The 19,769-nt window shown below is 48.8% G+C and carries 12 protein-coding genes; 4 read left to right on the top strand and 8 right to left on the bottom strand.

All coding sequences use genetic code 11. The annotated features are described in order from the left end of the window. Positions 1 to 12: 12 nt before the first annotated feature. The 4 genes from nadB to gltB all read right to left on the bottom strand — a co-directional run bounded on the left by nadB (position 13) and on the right by gltB (position 9,133). The gene (gene nadB, locus VLX91_09675) at positions 13 to 1,620 is read right to left on the bottom strand and encodes an L-aspartate oxidase (protein HUI30473.1); all 1,608 of its coding nucleotides are present in this window, start codon (positions 1,618 to 1,620) and stop codon (positions 13 to 15) included. Next, positions 1,617 to 2,801 carry a quinolinate synthase NadA gene (gene nadA, locus VLX91_09670; protein ID HUI30472.1) on the bottom strand — a complete coding sequence of 395 codons (1,185 nt, stop codon included), beginning with the start codon at positions 2,799 to 2,801 and terminating at the stop codon, positions 1,617 to 1,619. The genes nadB and nadA overlap by 4 nt, the downstream gene beginning before the upstream one ends. A 286-nt stretch (positions 2,802 to 3,087) precedes the next feature. Further along, positions 3,088 to 4,548: a glutamate synthase subunit beta gene (locus VLX91_09665; GenBank protein ID HUI30471.1), complete on the bottom strand. Its 1,461-nt coding sequence runs from the start codon at positions 4,546 to 4,548 to the stop codon at positions 3,088 to 3,090. Further along, the gene (gene gltB / locus VLX91_09660; GenBank protein HUI30470.1) at positions 4,541 to 9,133 is read right to left on the bottom strand and encodes a glutamate synthase large subunit; all 4,593 of its coding nucleotides are present in this window, start codon (positions 9,131 to 9,133) and stop codon (positions 4,541 to 4,543) included. The genes VLX91_09665 and gltB overlap by 8 nt, the downstream gene beginning before the upstream one ends. Before the next feature lie 263 nt (positions 9,134 to 9,396). On the opposite strand from gltB, the gene VLX91_09655 reads away from it, so the two are divergent. After that, positions 9,397 to 9,687 carry a hypothetical protein gene (locus VLX91_09655; GenBank protein ID HUI30469.1) on the top strand — a complete coding sequence of 97 codons (291 nt, stop codon included), beginning with the start codon at positions 9,397 to 9,399 and terminating at the stop codon, positions 9,685 to 9,687. Between the two features lie 17 nt (positions 9,688 to 9,704). Here VLX91_09655 and VLX91_09650 read toward each other — a convergent pair whose 3' ends face one another. Then, the gene (locus tag VLX91_09650; GenBank protein ID HUI30468.1) at positions 9,705 to 10,616 is read right to left on the bottom strand and encodes an IS1595 family transposase; all 912 of its coding nucleotides are present in this window, start codon (positions 10,614 to 10,616) and stop codon (positions 9,705 to 9,707) included. Positions 10,617 to 10,741: 125 nt separating this feature from the next. On the opposite strand from VLX91_09650, the gene VLX91_09645 reads away from it, so the two are divergent. The 3 genes from VLX91_09645 to VLX91_09635 all read left to right on the top strand — a co-directional run bounded on the left by VLX91_09645 (position 10,742) and on the right by VLX91_09635 (position 15,096). After that, positions 10,742 to 11,236, top strand: coding sequence for a hypothetical protein (locus VLX91_09645; protein ID HUI30467.1), 495 nt, complete (start codon positions 10,742 to 10,744; stop codon positions 11,234 to 11,236). A 398-nt stretch (positions 11,237 to 11,634) separates the two neighbouring features. Then, entirely contained in the window at positions 11,635 to 14,151 is a 2,517-nt protein-coding gene (locus VLX91_09640; protein HUI30466.1) for a glycoside hydrolase family 3 C-terminal domain-containing protein, read from the top strand. Between the two features lie 69 nt (positions 14,152 to 14,220). After that, positions 14,221 to 15,096, top strand: a complete 876-nt coding sequence (locus tag VLX91_09635) for an ADP-polyphosphate phosphotransferase (protein HUI30465.1) — start codon at positions 14,221 to 14,223, stop codon at positions 15,094 to 15,096. A gap of 624 nt (positions 15,097 to 15,720) precedes the next feature. On the opposite strand, the gene VLX91_09630 is transcribed toward VLX91_09635, so the two are convergent. The 3 genes from VLX91_09630 to VLX91_09620 form a co-directional block, all read right to left on the bottom strand. Then, positions 15,721 to 17,742 (bottom strand): oligopeptide transporter, OPT family, encoded by a 2,022-nt coding sequence (locus tag VLX91_09630; protein HUI30464.1) that lies wholly within the window; start codon positions 17,740 to 17,742, stop codon positions 15,721 to 15,723. Positions 17,743 to 17,808: 66 nt separating this feature from the next. Then, positions 17,809 to 19,044: a peptidase T gene (gene pepT / locus VLX91_09625; protein HUI30463.1), complete on the bottom strand. Its 1,236-nt coding sequence runs from the start codon at positions 19,042 to 19,044 to the stop codon at positions 17,809 to 17,811. 169 nt (positions 19,045 to 19,213) lie between these two features. Beyond that, positions 19,214 to 19,769 (bottom strand): DUF6144 family protein (locus VLX91_09620; protein ID HUI30462.1); only part of this gene is annotated, 556 nt, incomplete at its 5' end.

Genomic DNA, 19,769 nt, shown 5'->3' with positions numbered 1-19,769 from the left:
GCTACTTCGCTCCTAAACTAAAGCCCCGCTTGTTTTTACGGAATCCTCCCTGAAATGTACTCCTCTGCTCACTCTGTTTCTTCTGGCGTGGGTTGTGATTTCGAGTGCCGCCTCTATGCCGTTGCGGAGACCGACGAGATCATCTGAGAGTTTCGCGCGCCTGTACAGCTCTTCAACCTCGATATTGATGGATGAGAGAAGCCGCCATGCTTTTGAAAGACTTTCTTCGGATCTCACAATGCCGACATCTTCCCACATGACCCTCTTCAAATCGTTCAAATATTTCCCGAGTGTCTCTTTCGGTACGAGAGAATCCACGACGTAACTTTCGTCCCAATCCGGTATCATCCACTCGTCAAAATGTTCCTGCTCGTAACTTCCGATTATGTTTTCCGCAGATCTCATTCCCCAGACGAGACCTTCCAATAACGAAGTGGACGCGAGTCTGTTCGCACCGTGAAGTCCTGTGCATGATGCTTCGCCTACGGCGTAGAGTCTGAGAAGGTTAGTCCTTCCCCATTCGTCAACTCGTATTCCGCCGCAGAGAAAATGTGCAGCCGGGGCGATCGGGATTAGTTCCTTTCGTATGTCGACTCCGTAGTTCGCGCAATTTGCAAAGATTTGCGGAAATCTTTTTTCAAGGTCGATTCCCTTTTTCATTATTGGGCTGCAATCCAGCCACACATTCATCGATTTTGTGGACTGTATTTCCCAGAAAATTCCTCTTGCCACTTCGTCGCGCGGTGCAAGCTCCATCGCTTCCGGGCAATATCTCGATATGAATCGTTCTCCTTTGCCATTGAGAAGAACGGCTCCTTCGCCGCGCACCGCCTCCGAGATCAGAAAGGACGGACAACCCTCTTTTCGAAAAGCAGTTGGATGAAACTGAACATACTCCATGTTTATAACGTGCGAACCGGCCCGCCCCGACATTGCGATGCCGTCGCCGCGCGCACCTTCAGGATTGGTGGTATACTCATATAATCCGCCGACGCCGCCCGTCGCAATGATCGTATACGAAGCAAGTATTGCTCTCACCTCTCTCGATTTTCTGTCGAGAACATAAGCGCCGAGTATCCGGGTCGGCTGGTATACCGAGCCGCGCTTGCGAGAATGGTGCGTCGTGCTGATCAGATCGACGGCGGTATGGCCCGCCAGGATATGGATGTTCGGATGCGATCTCACTTCCCTGCTCAGTGCCGCCTCGATGGCCGCGCCCGTTTGATCGCCGACGTGAATTATCCTCCGTCGTGAATGGCCGCCCTCGAGAGTGCGGTGCAAATTTCCTGCGGCATCCCTGTCGAAATTCACCGCGAGACGTTTTATCAAAAGTGAATCGACGAGGACAGGACCTTCTTCCGCGATGATGCGTATGGCGGTAGTGCCGCCAACTTCGTCGCCGGCTTCATCGATGTCAGACTCTATCAGTTCGTATGAATCATCCTCGCCCCACCAGACAATTCCGCCCTGTGCATATCGAGTGTTCGACTCGTCAGGATCAAAGGCGCGATTTATGACGATGACGTTCTTTCCGCGGTCGGCAAGCTGGATCGCAGCAGTCAGTCCGGCGATGCCGGCACCGATAATGAGAATGTCGCAAGAAGTTCGGTCAGCATTCATCCTATGGAGAGCATCCTCTCAATCCCCTTCCTCGCCGCTTCGGCTGCAGATTTCGGTATGTGTACCACGTTATCATCCTGGTACGGCGACTTCGGGTCGCAGTGATTCTCGCAGAATACAATCTCGAGCCGATCTCTTTTCAAAGAATCCAGCAATTTATCGAATGTGTTTGCCTTCATATACTGGCACACGGCATTCTGCGAAATAGGAATAAATTCTTTCTCCGGCAACTCTTTCCGCAGGCGATAGACCATTCCTTTTTCGGTCGCCACGACAAATTTCTTTGCAGGTGAAATCTTCGCGCGTTCGATCATCTGTTCGGTGGAGAGAAAGTATGCCTTCTCGTGCGGAATCTCGCCGCTCTGAACTTTGTAGAGACATGACGATGCACATCCGCATTCCGGATGAATCATGAGTTCGGCATCGGAATTCTGCAGGAGAGCTATCTCCGCGGCATCCGGCCCGATTTGCTGGTGTACGTGACACGCCGCCCAGTACTCGCCTTTTTTATGATTGTAGATTTCAATGAGATCAGGATCGATTTCTATGTTTTCTTTTCCAAGCAGCTCAAGCGCTCTCGCCTTCATCACGTAGCCGAGAAATTTGTCCGGCAGCACCAGAATTTTCTTTCCTGGGAACATCTTCATGGCGTGGACAATTATCCTGTCGGTGTTCCGTGAAGTTGAAATAAAATCGCTGATGGATTTCGTATACGCATCGCTGTTCACATAAGTCACGAGTACGCCGTCGGGATTCTTTCGCTTCCATTCATCCAGCCAATCGTAATCGATTCCGAAGACGAGCGAACACCCGAGGACCTGCGGGTCATCTGAAACGAAAACGCTCGTCGCATCGCCGGTAATTATTTTCGCGGTCGCGCCCATGAAGAAGACACTTTCGAAGTCCACCCGTGGCGATCTCTTCTTCTGGACGTAAAAACTGAGTCCAAGCGAGTCGCCGACTTTCTCAGCTATCTCGTGGAACTCAGGATAAAGATAATTATGCGCAACTATCGTCGATTTTTTCTCTTCGGCAAGCCTTTGAATTTCATCCGCCTGCTCGGCCAATTCGAGGCATTTATTTAGAGTATACCGACCCGGGTATAGATCCTCGGCATACAATGAAAAAAGTCCGTGCCACTTAAGTCCCAATTCCCTCGTATTTACGGGAACTTCAATCATTTTCTATCTCCCATAAAACAACGTTTACCAACCATCCTTAATAAGTTAACAATTAAAGGCCAAAATTTCTTCCCGCGATCCATGATTTGATCTTCATGATCGCAGTAAGCTTCCGGCTATAAAACTTCTCGAATTTTTCCCCTTAATTGTGCTGTCAACATCCGTCAAAAGTCCTAGCTAACCAATGTAACAACAAGCATCATTTGATAATGCTGAAGGCAGCCCCGTTTACTATAGCCATGCGGCCCGACAGTCTTGCCTAGAGCATCGAGCCGGGGACTATTCTTTACGCTGCGTTCTCTTCTACACCGTTTCCACTCGTGAGGAAGTTGTGCACTGCGGCGGCGCATTTCCTTCCTTCGGAAATTGCCCAGACCACAAGCGACTGCCCGCGCCGCATGTCGCCGCAGGCGAAGATTTTTTTCACTGTCGTCGCGTGTGCGCCTTCAGAATCACCGAACTGCGCTTTCACATTCCCACGCTGGTCGAGTTCGAGTCCGATTACTTTCAGTTCATTGATTAATCCATCGTGGACCGGATGAACGAAACCGGCGGCGATAAGGACGAGGTCTGCTGTCAACTCAAAGTCGGTTCCCGGCACATCGACGAGTTTTCCATTTTCAAATTTGACTTCGTTGCACAGGAGTTTCACAACCTCACCTTTGCTGTTTCCTTTGAATTCCTTTGTGTTCACGCTCCACTTCCTCGTGACGCCTTCTTCGTGACTCGAAGAAGTTCTCAGAATCATCGGCCAATAAGGCCATGGCGTACCCGCCGGCCTCTCTTCCGGCGGCATCGGAAGAACCTCAAGCTGGGTGATCGACTTAGCTCCCTGCCGATTGCTCGTGCCGACACAGTCAGAGCCAGTGTCGCCGCCGCCGATGATCACCACGTCTTTTCCTCTCGCCGTGATCTGGTTTTTCACCTTGTCTCCGGCATTTACTTTATTCTGCTGCGGCAGAAACTCCATCGCGAAGTAAATTCCCTTCAGCTCTCTTCCGGGAATCGAGAGGTCTCTCGGCTTCTCCGCACCGCCGGCGAGAATTACCGCATCATATTGTCCGATCAATTCCTTCGCAGAAATATCCACGCCGACGTTCACGCCCGTTCGAAACTCCACGCCTTCAATCGTCATCTGCTCGATGCGCCGGTCGATGACATGTTTTTCCATTTTGAAATCGGGAATTCCATATCTCAGCAAGCCGCCGAGGCGGTCGTTCTTTTCATAAACTGTGACGAAATGTCCGCCACGACAAAGCTGCTGCGCAGCGGCAAGACCGGATGGACCGGAGCCGACTACGGCGACCTTTTTCCCTGAAAGGACATAAGGCATTCTCGGCTTGACCCAGCCTTCTTCCCAGCCTTTGTCTATGATGGTACGCTCAATTGCCTTTATCGAAACCGGCTCTTCGGTTATTCCTAACGTGCAGGCCGTTTCGCAAGGCGCCGGGCAAAGCCTGCCGGTAAACTCGGGGAAATTATTTGTCGACAAAAGGTTTTCGAGCGCATCTTTCCAGAGACCTCTGTAGACCAAATCATTCCACTCGGGAATGTAATTCTGCACGGGACAGCCCGTGTCGCCGTGACAGAACGGGATGCCGCAGTCCATGCACCGCGCGGCTTGTATTTTCGCATCTTCCCGGTGAAATCTCTTCTCAAATTCCTTGAAATTCCTGAGGCGCACCTCGACCGGCTCGTGTTCCAACGCTGCTCTTTTATATTCCTTAAATCCGGTCGGTTTACCCATTGACGATCGCTCCTTCAACCGGTTCTTTCGTAAGCACTGTGACTGTCTCTTTTTCTTTTGCCAGTTTGGCAAGAGCCTTTCTGTACTCATCAGGAATTATTTTCCAGAAATTATCTTTTTCGGTGCTCCAGTTCTGTAAGATATGTTCGGCTCGCTTCGAACCGGTGTAATCAAAATGCTTCTGTACCATGTTATGAACTTCGGCAATGTCCTCGTCGTAAATTAAATATTCGACATCCACCATGCCGTGATTGATGTATTTCTCCGCAACTTTGTTCGGATCCCAGACGTAGGCGATTCCGCCGGACATGCCAGCGGCAAAGTTACGTCCTATCTTTCCAAGTACGGCGACTCTCCCACCGGTCATGTATTCGCATCCATGATCGCCGACGCCTTCTATCACGGCATAAGCTCCGGAATTTCGCACGGCGAATCTTTCGCCCGCGACGCCGTTAATATATGCCTCGCCGCTCGTCGCTCCGTACAGGCATGTGTTGCCTATGATGATATTTTCCGACGGCTCGAAAGTCACTTCTGGCGGTACCTTCACGATCAATCGTCCTCCTGAGAGCCCTTTTCCGGTGTAATCATTCGACTCGCCGGTAAGGTCTAACTCGATGCCGCGTGCCAGGAACGCACCGAAACTCTGTCCGGCAGTTCCTCTTAATTCGATCTTGATCGTTCCTTCCGGCAGGCCTTCGTCGCCGTACCGCTTTGCGATTTCACTGGACAGCATCGTTCCGACGGTGCGGTTGATGTTTCTGATTCTTCTCTTTATTTGAACAGGTGTGCCGTTTTCCAGCGCGGGCTCCGCAAGTTTTATAAATTCGTGATCGAGCTGGTTTTCGAGTCCGTGATTCTGGCTGCGCGTCCTGTAAAGATTCGTCTCATGGAGCGGGGTCGCCTTGAACAATGGCTTCGAGAGATCCAGTCCGCGCGCTTTCCAATGGTCGTTCAGCCTCACAGGAATTATTTTGTCGGTTTGTCCTATCATTTCGTTGAATGTTCTGAAGCCCAAAGCCGCCATCAGTTCACGGACTTCTTCCGCAATGTAGAACATGAAATTGACGACGTACTCGGGCCTGCCGTGGAATTTCTTCCGCAGCTCCGGGTCCTGAGTAGCGACCCCGACAGGACATGTATTAAGGTGGCACTTCCTCATCATTATGCATCCTTGCGTGACGAGCGGTGCGGTTGAAAATCCAAATTCCTCGCCGCCGAGCAATGCGGCAATAACAACGTCTCTGCCCGTCTTCATCTGACCGTCCACGGCAAGATAGACGCGGTCTCTCAGACCGTTAAGAACAAGAGTCTGATGAGTTTCACTCAGCCCCAATTCCCACGGCGTCCCGGCATACTGGATCGACGAAATCGGGCTCGCACCTGTTCCGCCATCGTGGCCCGAAATTAAAATGTGATCGGCATGTGCCTTAGCAACACCCGCAGCAACGGTACCAACACCGGTTTCGGAAACCAGCTTGACGCTGATCCGGGCATTCGGATTTGCATTCTTCAGGTCAAAGATCAACTGCTTCAAATCTTCGATGGAATAGATATCATGGTGCGGCGGCGGACTTATCAACGTAACGCCCGGAATACTGTGTCGAACTTTCGCAATGTCTTTGCTGACTTTGTGCCCGGGGAGCTGACCGCCTTCGCCCGGCTTGGCTCCCTGCGCCATCTTGATCTGAAGCTCATCGGCATTGACAAGGTATTCTGTCGTTACGCCAAATCGTGCAGATGCAACCTGCTTGATGGCAGACCTCATACTGTCACCGTTAGAGAGTCGCTTGAACCGTTCCTGTTCTTCTCCACCTTCGCCCGTGTTCGATTTCCCGCCGATCCTGTTCATCGCGAGCGCAAGCGAAGTATGGACTTCACGCGAGATAGAGCCGAAGCTCATCGCTCCTGTTGCAAATCTTTTTACGATTTCTTTTGCGGGTTCTACTTCTTCAATTGGAACTTGCCTCCCGCCCGTATCAAGATCATAAAAGCTCCGAAGAGTCACGCGTTTCTTGTCTTGATTGTTGATCAGCTCGGTATATTCTTTAAAAGTCTTGTAGTCGCTTCGCCATGTGCTGAGCTGGAGCTTTGAAATTGTCAGCGGGTTCCAGAGATGATGTTCACCGTCTTTTCTATAATGGTACAGGCCGCCGACATCAAGCGTACTCTGGTCAATCTGCGGATCGAGGGCATGAACGTGTCTCTTCACCGTTTCCTGTTCTAGCATCTCGAGACTCAATCCCTCGACGCGGGTTGGTGTGCCGGTAAAGTAATTTTCGACGATTTCGCTGTCCAGCCCGACCGCTTCGAAAATTTGAGCGCCGCAGTACGATTGCAGCGTACTGATGCCCATCTTGCTGAAAATCTTAAACAGACCTTTGCTGACGGCTTTAACATAATTCTTTTTTGCCTGGCCATAATCCTTTATGTCTGTCAGAAAACCCTTTTCCGTCAGGTATGCGAGAGTCTCGTAAGCGACATACGGGTTGATCGCGTTTGCTCCGTAGCCGCACAGCAATGCGAAGTGATGCACTTCTCTCGGCTCGCCGCTTTCGACGATGATTCCCGTCCGGGTCCTCAGTCCGGCGCGCAGCAAAGCATGGTGCACTCCGGCCGTTGCGAGCAAACTCGGAATTGCGGCACAGTTCCTGTCAACTCCTTTGTCGGAAAGAATTATCAGGGAGATCCCGGACTTGACTGCCTCGACCGCTTCATTGCAAATCTGATCCATGCGCTCGCGCATATTGTGACGAACGCTAGGATTGAACAGAAGCGGAATGGTGACGGATTTGAAATGTCCTTTCGCAATGTTCCGAATTTTTTCCATTTGAGAATTGGAAAGAAGCGGATGCTCAAGCTCGAGCCTGTGAGCATGAAGCGGTGTTTCAGAAAGCAGATTTTGTTCGGGGCCGACGTAAGTGGTCAGCTCCATGACAAGTTCTTCCCGGATTGCATCGATAGGCGGATTGGTCACCTGTGCGAATAGCTGCTTGAAATATCGGAACAGCATCTGCGGTATCTCGGAAAGGACGGCCAATGATGCATCGCTTCCCATCGAACCAACTGCTTCCTCTCCCTTTGCCGCCATCGGAAGGATCACTTCGGACAAGTCTTCTTTCGTATATCCGAAAATCCTCTGGCGCATGTGAAGAGTCTCGAAGTCAGCGTTATAAATCGCATCGGGAGTCGGAAGATGAGACAGATTTATCATGTTGTCGTTCACCCACTTGCGATAGGGCTTCCGGGTTGCAATTTCCTTTTTCACTTCTTCGTCTTCGACTATTCTTCCCTGCTTCAGATCGAGAATAAACATCCTTCCCGGTTGAAGCTTCCCCTTCTTTGCAACATTCTCCGCGTCGACGCTGAACGTGCCCGCTTCGGAGGTAAGGACAACCAGTCCATCTTTTGTGACAACGTATCTTGACGGACGTAAGCCGTTTCGGTCGAGAGTCGCTCCGATTATATTCCCGTCTGTAAAAACCATTGCAGCCGGACCGTCCCATGGTTCCATCATGGTCGCATGGTATTCGTAGAATGCTTTTCGATCCGGGTCCATCAGATCATTTTTCGACCACGCTTCCGGAATCATCATCATCATGGCATGCGGTAAGCTTCTGCCGGTCATGACGAGAAGCTCAAGCACTGAATCAAATGTTGCGGAATCGCTTTGCCCCTCCATGATTACCGGGAGCATTCGCTTTAGGTCCTTGCCGAAATAGGGAGATTCCATTACCGCTTCTCTCGCCCTCATCCAATTCTTGTTACCCCGGAGAGTATTGATCTCGCCATTGTGAGCTATCATCCTGAACGGATGGGCCAGATCCCATGTCGGAAATGTGTTGGTCGAGAACCTGAGATGCAGCATTGTCATTGCGGATTTCATGTCTTTGTCGCTGAGATCCTTGTAAAACGCGGTGAGCTGAGGCGCAAGGAGCATCCCTTTGTACACCAGAATCTTGCTTGAAAATGACGGCACGTAATACTCGCTCCGGTCCAGATCGAGCTCCGCACGAACTCTGTGATCAATGATTCTTCTAATAAGGTACAATTTCCTCTCGAACTCCTCCTGAGACTCGATACTCTTGTTCGCGCCGATGAAGCACTGCCGAATAAATGGCTGAGTCTTTTGCGCTCCTTTTCCCGGAGCACTCGGATCGACTGGAGCGTCTCTCCAACCCAGAAATTTCTGGTTCTCATCTATGACAATTTTCTCGACGATGTTCTCGACGGCTTTTCTTAAAGTGGGGTCCTGAGGAAGAAACATCACGCCGACGCCGTACTTGCCTTCGGAGGGGAGTTTGATTTTCTTTTCAGCAGCGACTTTGCGAATGAATTCATCCGGCATCTGAATCAAGATTCCCGATCCGTCACCGGTTTCAGGGTCGGCCCCGACCGCTCCACGATGTTCGAGGTTCTTCAGAATGTCGAGCCCCTTGTCTATGATGGATCGCGACTTTCTTCCCTTGATGTCGGCGACGAACCCCATCCCGCATGCATCATGTTCATACGCCGGGTCGTACATTCCCTGATTCTTCACATCACCATGGTACAAATCCACTCGTCGATGTCCTTTATCTTCCATCTTAAAAAATCTCCTTTATCGGTCCCAAAAGCGTTCTCCGAAAACCACAGGACTTTCGAGACAGCTATACATTATATAAGTAAATTCATTGAAATCGTCAACAAAATTCTTAAGCAACATGTCGAACCCCTCTCTTACTTAATAAAGTTAAATCATTTTAAATTAAAAGTTCTTAAGTAATCTAACAATTTTTCAGCTATTGTCAATAGATATCCATGCTTATCGGGTTTGGTCATTAAATAAAGGAAGATTAGATTGATAAAATGAGCAAACGTGAACGTTTTCCTGAATATATAGCGCAAAAAGCCTTTAAAAGACAGCACGGATTGTGTGCGATGTGTGGCAAAACGCTTGTCAAATCGCATCGAAAACCCAGCCTTAAAGGAGCTTGGCAGCCTCATCATGTAAATGGAGATAGTAAGGATCATAGGCTTGCTAACTGCGCCTGTTTATGTTTGAATCCCCCCGAACGTTGCCATTTAGAAGCGCATGATGGGGATTACGGATGCGATACGATTTTGGCGAGTACTTTTTTTGATTACTGGAACGGCTAAGGTTTTTTATCTCACGGTTAGTGAATTTTAGCATTACCCGAAGCATCACTCGGATTGACCGTAGAACGGCTTCGGGGCCTTTTCGGGTTCGGATGTATCCAGCCATATATTTCTCCTGCTTTGTATAGTCCACGATAAGTTGGTGCTTCTCTAATACTTCCAATTCCAAGTATTGCGTTAAACGCTTCAAATGGAACACGCCTCCGATTATATCTGAAAACAAATTCGTTTAGGTATGCTTGAAGATGTTTCCTTGAAACTCCGTGGTGAGTTCCGTTGATCCATGTTTTCAAATTGGAAAACGCTCGGTGAATGTGAACCAATTGAGCTGCCACTTCGATTGTATCTTCCCCTTCAACGATTCTCCTTTCATATCCATGGCGTGTTACTGCGTTATATCCCTTCCAGCCGTCCGTTACAAGAACAGATCCCTTTTCGATGTTATCTTCAATGAACTTGAGAATGTTTTCGCCCGATGGAGATGAAACTTTTCGCAATCTGAGACGGCCTCCGATTTTCTTTTTGGAAGTATCTATAACTTCGACGGCCCCGAGAACAACCGCCTTGGATTCAGCACCACGGCCGTGTTTGCCTTCCACTTTCCCGCCAATATAAGACTCGTCGATTTCGATAACGCCCTTGAGTTTTGTTCGGAAAGGGTTAATCAAACCCGCTCTTAGTTTCATCAAAAGCATGTACGCTGTTTCGTAGTGAAGTCCAGCTTGCCTTGCGAATTGACGGGCGGAAACTCCAGGGGTTAGCGTTGCCATCAAATAGGCCCCGAGAAACCAAATAGATAGTTCCATGTGTGTTTGTTCCATGACGGTTCCGACAGTTATGCTTTGTTGGTATCCGTCAGGGAAAACCCATAAATTGCGGGTAGAAATGAAACTTGAAGGTTTTGTTTTCCCGTCTCGTATATCATGCACTCCATCAGGAAATCTAATTTGCTGCAAATACTCGAAGCACTTCCGCTCATCGGAAAAGCGTTTCGTAAAGTCAAATATGGACTTAGGAAAGTCAGGCATGTCTTAATATAGTGAAGGCAATGGAAATGAAAACCAAGAACGTAGTATCAATGATAATAGCAACACGAAAAGAACTCCTGAAAGAAGTTCCAATAGTCCTTCTGCTAAGTGTGGCTGAATTGGTAAGCTCGGAAATCGCGGAAGTATTTCACCTCTCGCAAATTTATCTAATACCAATACGCATATCATTCCTATTAATATTCGTATCATTGGGGTATCTCCTGTATAGACAATCCGTGAAAAAGATTTTCACGAAGAGGCTTTCGGCGACCGGCAAAGCTCAGTTGTGTTATCGGCTTTACTGGAATGTTCATCCATTTAAAGCAAGCGAAAGAGATAGGGAGGCTATTGAATTTAGCAAGCTCGGAATTATAAAAAGAATATCTCCAATCGATCCGGAGTTTGGACAACCGATAGAGTATTGGTTTGATTTTGAATCTTGGGTTATACCCTATCTGAATAAACACCCAAAACTCCTTCCCTGTGAACAAATTTTGAAAATAAGTGACCAAACCCGATAAGCATGTAGATATCTAAACGATTCTTAAATATTCTTGAATAGCGCTTCATCGATTGAGAAGACAATTCCGAAAGCAAAAATTATTTTTGAGCCTGTCTCCGACAAACGGACACGCTACCGGGTAAGGTAATGCAACAGCACGTTCAATTCTTCTTAGACATTCCACATTTGCTTTTTGAATGCACACAGGGCTTTGCAGGTTCTGAGAAGTCGCCGACAAGACACTCGCGTGTCAAATCGGATCATCGTGAATAGCGTCGGGCAAAACTCAGATTGGAGGAGGATGGTTCAGATGCGCGACAAACTCAAGTGTTCCTTTTTAACTTTCCTATTCACAAACTATATTCTACATCGCAGAGAAAAAGTTTTCAACCACGAACTAAATGGAAGAAAATCTCCATGAGGAAAAAATTTGCAAACTATTCAGCCGGTCTCGCCGTGTTTCTTTCCATTATGATATTTGGAGGAAGTATGCGGCAACCACAGAACGAGGTCCCAACATATATGGATAAAGATGATTCCATCAGCCAAAGAGTCAATGACCTTTTGAACAGAATGACTCTCGAAGAGAAGATCAACTTACTCGGCGGAACGGGATTCGGCACAAAACCCATCGAACGCCTACGCATTCCGCTGCTGAAAATGTCCGACGGACCGCTCGGAGTCAGATGGGACAAATCGACGGCATTTCCCGCGGCAACATGCATGGCAGCATCATGGGACACTTCGTTAATCAACAAAGTCGGAAAATCCATTGCTGAAGAATTGAAGGGCAAAGGAAGAAATGTGATCCTTGGACCGTGTGTGAACATTGCAAGACTGCCGTTAGGAGGACGGACCTTCGAGGCTTATGGCGAAGACCCGTATCTGGCTTCGCGAATGGCAGTGAGTTACATCGAAGGTGTGCAGAGTGAAGGAGTTGCCGCAACCGTAAAACACTTCGCCGCGAACAATCAGGAGTACGAGAGAATGTTCGTCGACGAGAAGATAGATCACCGCACGTTGAACGAAATATATTTCCCGGCGTTCAAGGCAGCGGTCGAAGAGGCTAAAGTTCTTTGTGTGATGTCCGCTTACAACAAGATCAACGGACAATATTGCAGTGAGAATGATTATTTGCTGAAGACAAAGCTGAAAGACGATTGGAAGTTCGACGGGCTTGTCATGTCGGATTGGGGGGCCGTGCACAGTACGATTCCAACGGCAAAAGGCAGCCTCGATCTCGAAATGCCGACGGGAGAATTCTTGAACGAGAAAACCTTGCTGGATTCGGTGAAGGCAGGAGTCGTCAAAGAGGAAACCATCAACGACAAAGTTCGCCGCATCTTAACCGTCATGTTTAACCTCGGCCTGTTTGAAAAAAACGAAGTGCCTGACACAGCTTTGGTTAATACTCCCCCGCACAGGCAAATCGCGTATCAGGCAGCCCTCGAAGGAATCGTGCTTTTAAAAAATGAAACCAGCATCCTCCCGCTAAATCTTGACAAAATAAAATCAATCGCGGTCATCGGGCCAAACGCCGCAGTCGCCCGAACCACCGGCGGCGGGAGTGCCATGGTATCGCCCGTTTACTCAGTAAGTCCGCTGGAAGCGCTGCAGAATAAACTTGGCGCAAGAGTAAAGATAAACTACGCAGAAGGAGCCACCCTCAGCGGAGATATCTCCGCCATAGACAGCAGGTATTTCTATCTTCCCGACAGACCCGAACATGGAATCGCTGCCGAGTATTTTGATAACCAGGATCTGAGCGGCCAACCGAAAGTCGCCGAGACCGACGATCAAATAAATTTCAATTGGCACGGACAGCCTCCGCTTCCAGGAATTCCCGGCCAACATTTCTCCGCAAGATGGACAATGAGGATTCTGGCCGATGAAACCGGCGATTACTCCCTCGACGTAGTCAGCGACGATGGTGCCAGACTCTATGTCGACGGAAAGATAGTGATAAACGATTGGAGCAGCCACGGCCCGGCGATGAACTCGTACCGCATTCATTTGGAGAAGGGGAAATTTTACGACATCAAATTGGAATATTTCCAGGATACCGGCGGATCGAGCGTGAAGCTCGGGATAAGACAAACAGGCGACAAGCTTTTCGCAACGGCAATCGATGCAGCAAGAAATTCCGATGTCGCCATAGTATTCGCAGGCACTTCCGCTCAATTTGAAACCGAAGGAAAGGATCGAGACAATCTCGGACTTCCGAACGACCAGGATGCGCTCATAAATGAAGTGGCAAAGGCAAACAAAAATACTATCGTCGTGATGATTACCGGGTCACCGGTTCTCATGAATGATTGGATTGATAACGTCGAAGGACTCGTCCAGGCATGGTTCGGCGGTGACGAAGCAGGGAATGCGATCGTGGATGTCCTGCTGGGAAAACATAATCCGTCAGGAAAACTCCCGATGACCTTTCCTATCCGATGGGAAGACTGTTCGGCTTACAACTCCTACAAAAAACAAGACAGTGTGTCAGTTTATAGTGACGGGATCTTCGTGGGTTATCGCTGGTTCGATGAGCATGACATAAGGCCTCTCTTCCCATTTGGATACGGTTTATCGTACACAACTTTTTCTTACAGTGAGATAAACGGTAAGGCTGTCGGAGATTCGTACGAAGTTACCTTCGAAGTCAAAAATGTCGGAAATGTCGAGGGAGTGGAGATCCCCCAGCTTTATATCCATGATCCCGATAAGGCGATAATCTCACCGGTGAAAGAGCTCAAGCGATTCGATAGAATTTCACTTCAACCGGGCGAGACCACAGAGGTGAAGTTCTCTCTGAAGAAAATCGATTTCGCCCATTACAACGCGGACAAGGAGGCATGGGAAACTCACCCCGGGACATATGACATACTGGTCGGAAGTTCGAGCAGAGATATAAAGCTAGAGACCAAAATAAAAATAGAATAGGCAACATTGAGTCTAAATCCTGTGAATATTTTGGAATATTCGCGGGATTTTGTTCTATGAAGGATCGTGATGAAAATTAATTCAAAGGATTTTCGTGTCGGTGAAGGCAAAAGGATCGACCTGAAACATTGGCCTACGAAGGTCAAGCCTGTTTACCAAACGAAAAAGGAATACCAGGAAGTCCTCGAAGATCATGTCCGGCGGTTGAGTACGCTGCAGAATATTCACTACGCCTCCAATCGATGCGCGATACTTCTGATTTTTCAGGCTATGGACGCCGCCGGCAAAGATGGCACGATAAGACATGTCATGTCCGGCGTCAATCCGCAAGGGTGCGAGGTCTTCAGCTTCAAACAGCCAAGCGCCGAAGAGTTGCAGCATGATTTTCTCTGGCGCACGACAAAATGCCTTCCGGAGAAAGGACGGATCGGGATATTCAACCGATCTTACTATGAAGAAGTCCTGATATTGCGCGTGCATCCGGAACTCCTCCGCGCGGAAGGCGTCACTGAGCAGGCAGCCTCCGACAAGAAGTTCTGGGAAGCTCGCTACAAATCGATCGTGCAATTTGAAAAACACCTTCATCGAAACGGGACGCGCATCGTCAAGTTCTTCCTTCATCTGTCAAAAGAAGAACAGAGGAAGCGTTTCCTCGAACGTATCGATGACCCGGAGAAGAACTGGAAGTTCAGCGAGGCGGACATCAGAGAGAGGAAATTCTGGAATGACTACATGAAAGCTTATGAAGACTGCATCGCCGCGACAAGCACCGAGGATGCGCCATGGTATGTCATTCCCGCCGACGATAAGGAAAATGCGCGGATTATCGTTTCGCAGGTTGTCGTGGATACGCTGAAGTCGCTGAAGCTTTCATATCCGAAGACACCGGAGAAGCGAAAGAAAGAATTGGAATCGATACGTAAGATGCTTGAGAAGAAAGCATAACCGAAGACAATTCACGAACAATACGCCAAAAGGCACCGGAATATGAAGAAGACCAAGTCTATTCCTGATTCTAAATTAGTAAATGACTTTTATAAATTTTACGATGTAATCGGGAAAGAAAATGATACTCTATGCGTGGTTGTGGCTGGAGCGCTTGTCGAAAGATGTCTTAATAATGCCCTGCTGCGTACATTTCGCAAAAAAAGGAATTTGTAAAAAGTAAACTATTGGATCGCACATACGCTTCCAAGAATGATTTACTTTACGTGTTAGATGTTATAAACCTCCAGTTCTATAACGACATTAGACTCATTGGTTACATCAGAAATTGTTTCGCGCACAGCCATGTAGAAACTTCCTTTTCCGACAAAGAAGTCCAAAGGTATTGCAACGAATTATTCTTGTGGGAAAGACCAAAAGCTCCATTCGAGATAGACGAGTGGATAGAGAAAAGGAATAGATGAAAACCGGAAATCTGCAGAACGAAATTTATTGATTCGGCAGTGGTAGTAATACAAGACTTTCTTGCAAAAGGACTAATCCATAAAATCATCTATCATAAAAATTATTGAGAAAAAAACTTACGTTGCCAGACATCTTATGGGCCATTATGCAGGATATTGATCATTCCTTCCCTCTCATCGAATCCCAGAGCGCGTAGCCGCAAAGGACGAGAAACATTACCAGCCCGACGATCTCGCCGCTTGTCGATCCTGCCCAGCGCGCATTGTACCAATTATTGTAGCCGAAAGCCCACTGCTGATCGATAAATTTCAGGAAGGCATTCAGAACACCCAGGAGCGCTCCGCCGGCAATAAAACCTGAGGCGATAAGTGTGCCACGATGCAGACGAGCCGTATTCAACTTCTCGTTTTTGCTGCGCGTAGAAACGAACCATGCAATAATGCCGCCGATGAGCAGCGGAGTATTCAGTTCCTGCGGGATATACATGCCGAGTGCAAACGCGAGCGGCGGGACTTTAAGGATCACAAGTAGCAGAGCTATCATCGCACCCACGATGTACAGAACCCAGGGTGTTTGAGCATTCGACATCAGCGGTTTGATAACCGCCGCCATGGCATTGGCCTGCGGGGCAACGAGTGCGTTGTCGCCTGTGAAACCATAAGCTTTGTTCAGAATTACTATTACTCCGCCGACCGTCGCAGCGGATACAAGCACGCCGAGAAATTTCCACGTCTCCTGTTTCTTCGGAGTCGAGCCAAGCCAATAACCGATCTTGAGATCGGTTATAAATGATCCTGCGACGGAAAGGGCCGTGCACACAACTCCGCCAATTATCATCGCACTCAGCATCCCGGGTTGTCCGGTCAGCCCGATCTGCACGAGGACAACCGAAGAAAGGATCAGCGTCATTAACGTCATGCCTGAAACAGGATTTGTTCCGACGATGGCAATTGCATTTGCCGCAACTGTCGTGAACAGAAACGATATGATCATCACTACCAGCAGAGCCACGAGCGCCTGCCCGGCAGTCGGCACGACGCCAACGACGAAGAAAGAAAAAATTGCTATCCCGGCTAAGAGAATTAGAGTGACCACCCAGAGCATTCTGACGTCGGTCTGGGTGCGCGAGGCTGCCGCATCTTCTGCTGACTTACGGTGAACTATTTCTCTGTACGCGAGCTTGAATGCGCCCGCAATTATTTTAGATGATCTAATAATTCCGACGATCCCGGCCATCGCTATTCCGCCGATGCCGATCTGTCTCACATAACTCCTGAAAATTTCCTCCGGACTCATTTGAGAGATCAGCTTCGCCGCGGTGGTCCCGACAGGAGTTGTCAGATATTGACCGATTTCATGAACAAGCGGGACCAGAACGAACCATGATAAGAACGATCCTGCGACGATGATCGCCGAGTATTCCAATCCAATGATATATCCGAGTCCGAGTACCATGGCAGAGACATCGATCTTTAAAACCATCTTGAACTTGTCCGACAACGCCTGTCCCCACGGGATCATTCTTGACGTTATTACTTCCGACCACCAGCCGAATGCGCTGAACATGAAATCGAATGCGCCGCCGATCACTCCGCTGATAACGAGCACCATGGCTTCCTTCCCGCCCTTTTCTCCGGCGACTAGAATCTCTGTCGTCGCGGTTCCCTCCGGAAACGGAAACTTGCCATGCATGTCCTTGACAAAATATTTGCGGAATGGAATCAGGAACAGAATACCGACAAAGCCTCCAAGTGCCGATGCCATGAACATCCGGAAATAATTTGCAGGCAATGCGAGGATGTATAATGCTGGAATTGTGAAAATCGCTCCCGCCACGACGCTCCCTGAACACGAGCCGATAGATTGGATAATAACGTTTTGTCCGAGACCGCCCGGTTTGCGCGCAAGTCCGGTGACGCCGACGGCAAGTATCGCAATCGGGATTGCAGCTTCGAACACCTGGCCGATCTTCAATCCCGAATACGCGGCAGCCGCCGAGAACAGCACGGCCATCACGAGCCCCCATCCGACAGACCATGGTGTCACTTCGGGAAAAGTTTTTGTCGGACACATTATCGGCCGGTATTCTTCGCCGTCTTCTAATTCTTTGAATGCATTATCAGGAAGAGAAATATGATTTTGTGTCTCTACGTCTTGTATTTCCGTTCGCCCCGCTGACATAAGACCTCCTTTTGAAAAAATGAGATTACAGTTTGCTAATGACTTTTGTTTCTTACCCCTTTGCCATCATTCGCTTTTCTCCGCCCAAATCCTTGCAACGTTAAGAATTGTCTCAACGGCCTTCTCCATTCCCCAGACGTTCACCCATTCGGTGCGGCTGTGAAAATTTGCGCCGCCGGTGAAAATATTCGGAGTCGGAAGACCGGCCTCGGTCAACTTTGAACCATCTGTTCCGCCGCGAATCGGTTTCCATTCGGTCTTGATACCTGCGCGTTCCGTCGCTTCGAAGAGATAATCTGCAACGCGAGTGTCCTTCTCGACCCCTTCGCGCATGTTGCGGTATTGTTCCGTGATCCGTACTTCGATCTTCGCTTTCGGAAACATCGGATGCACTTCAGAGACCACTTTATCGACGACCTTTTTCAATTCAGTCAAACCCTCGGTCTTAAAATCGCGGAAGAGAATTTTCACGGAAGATTTCCCCACGCCGCCTTCGAGAATGTAAGGATGAATATACGGCTCGTAACCCTCCGTCATTTCCGGCGAAATGTTTTTCGGAAGGCGGGAAATAATTTCTGCAATGACACGGACCGAATTAACCATGATGCCTTTCGCCGTTCCCGGGTGAATATCGCGACCGTGGACGGTAATGACGCACGAGTTCGCACTGAAAGTTTCCTTGTTCAATTCGCCCGGCGTATCACCGTCGACCGTGTACGCAAATTTGGCGCCGAATTTCTTTATATCGAAATATTTTGTGCCTGCCCCGACTTCTTCGTCGGGAGTGAATCCGATTTTTATTTCGCCGTGAGGAATTTCCCGATCGCGCAGCAATTCCTGGACTGCGGTCATGATCGCAGCGACTCCGGCCTTGTCGTCAGCACCCAATAACGTTGTACCATCACTCGTCACGATCGCTTTCCCGATCGCAAGCTTCAACGACGGATTTTCCGATTCCCGAATGATGATGTTCTTGTCCCCCGGCAAAGCGATATCGCCGCTTTTATAGTTCTTGATCACCTGCGGTTTCACGTTCATACCGGTCACTTCGGGCGAAGTGTCAACGTGCGAGATAAATCCTATCGCCGGCACATTCTTCTTGACATTCGAAGGAATCCGCGCCGTCACATAACCGTGCTCGTCGATACCGACGTCGGATGCTCCGAGCGATTTCAATTCGACCGCCAGAAGTTTCAACAGATCAAGCTGCTTTGCCGAGCTTGGATAGGTTTCGGAATCTTCTTTGGATTGCGTGTCAATTACAACATAACGGAGGAATCTGTCGAGAACCGTTTCAGCCATGATGTTATCCTTTCATCGCCACAATTTGTACGACTTATAGTGAAAAGATAGCACAAGGATTAAATAGATAAAACAGATTCTCGCAGACTAATTCCCCGGCACCGATCTTTATCTGCGCATATCCCCCGCAGTTTGTGTCCTGCTTCGGTCTTGGATCAGAACTAATGAATTAAGATGTAAATGTAATTCTAAATCGACAACTTTTCCCGCCGCGCTTCAAAGATTCAAGAAGCTCGACGTTCACCGTTCCGCCGGTATATGTCTGAAACATCTCCTTGACATACCCGACCGAACATTCGCAGTACGTTCCGGACAGCCCTTCCGGCCCGGACTCTACGAGCGGACAAAGACAATACCCATCCGCTACTCTCAAACCTCTCGGGTTAGAGACGTAATGAAAATCCACGACGTTTCCGTCTCTCTTGGCGGCAATCTCGCCCGTCCCCTTGTTGATCCCTTCGATCAAAGCGTCAATGTCAACGGGATTCACTTTCTTATCTCCCAGTGAGCCCTGAAAACACATCTTGCCGCAGCTCTTCATAATTTCTTTTTTCTTCCCATCGTCAAGATCTTTGTCAAATACGTCGAAGAATCTCTTCACCCATTTCTGAGAGAATCTCTCCTTCTCTTCACATGGAGTCACCGGGGCACTATTCTGAAACGAACTTGCCGCGGCGCCCACCGCACCCGGCACTAAACAGGAGCCCATGCTGACCAAGCCACAG

The sequence above is a fragment of the Candidatus Acidiferrales bacterium genome, from assembly GCA_035515795.1.
In the GTDB taxonomy this organism is placed as follows: domain Bacteria; phylum Bacteroidota; class Ignavibacteria; order Kryptoniales; family JAKASW01; genus JAKASW01.
The sequence above is the reverse complement of the archived record's forward strand: the minus strand, read 5'-3'. Positions and strand labels throughout refer to the sequence as shown.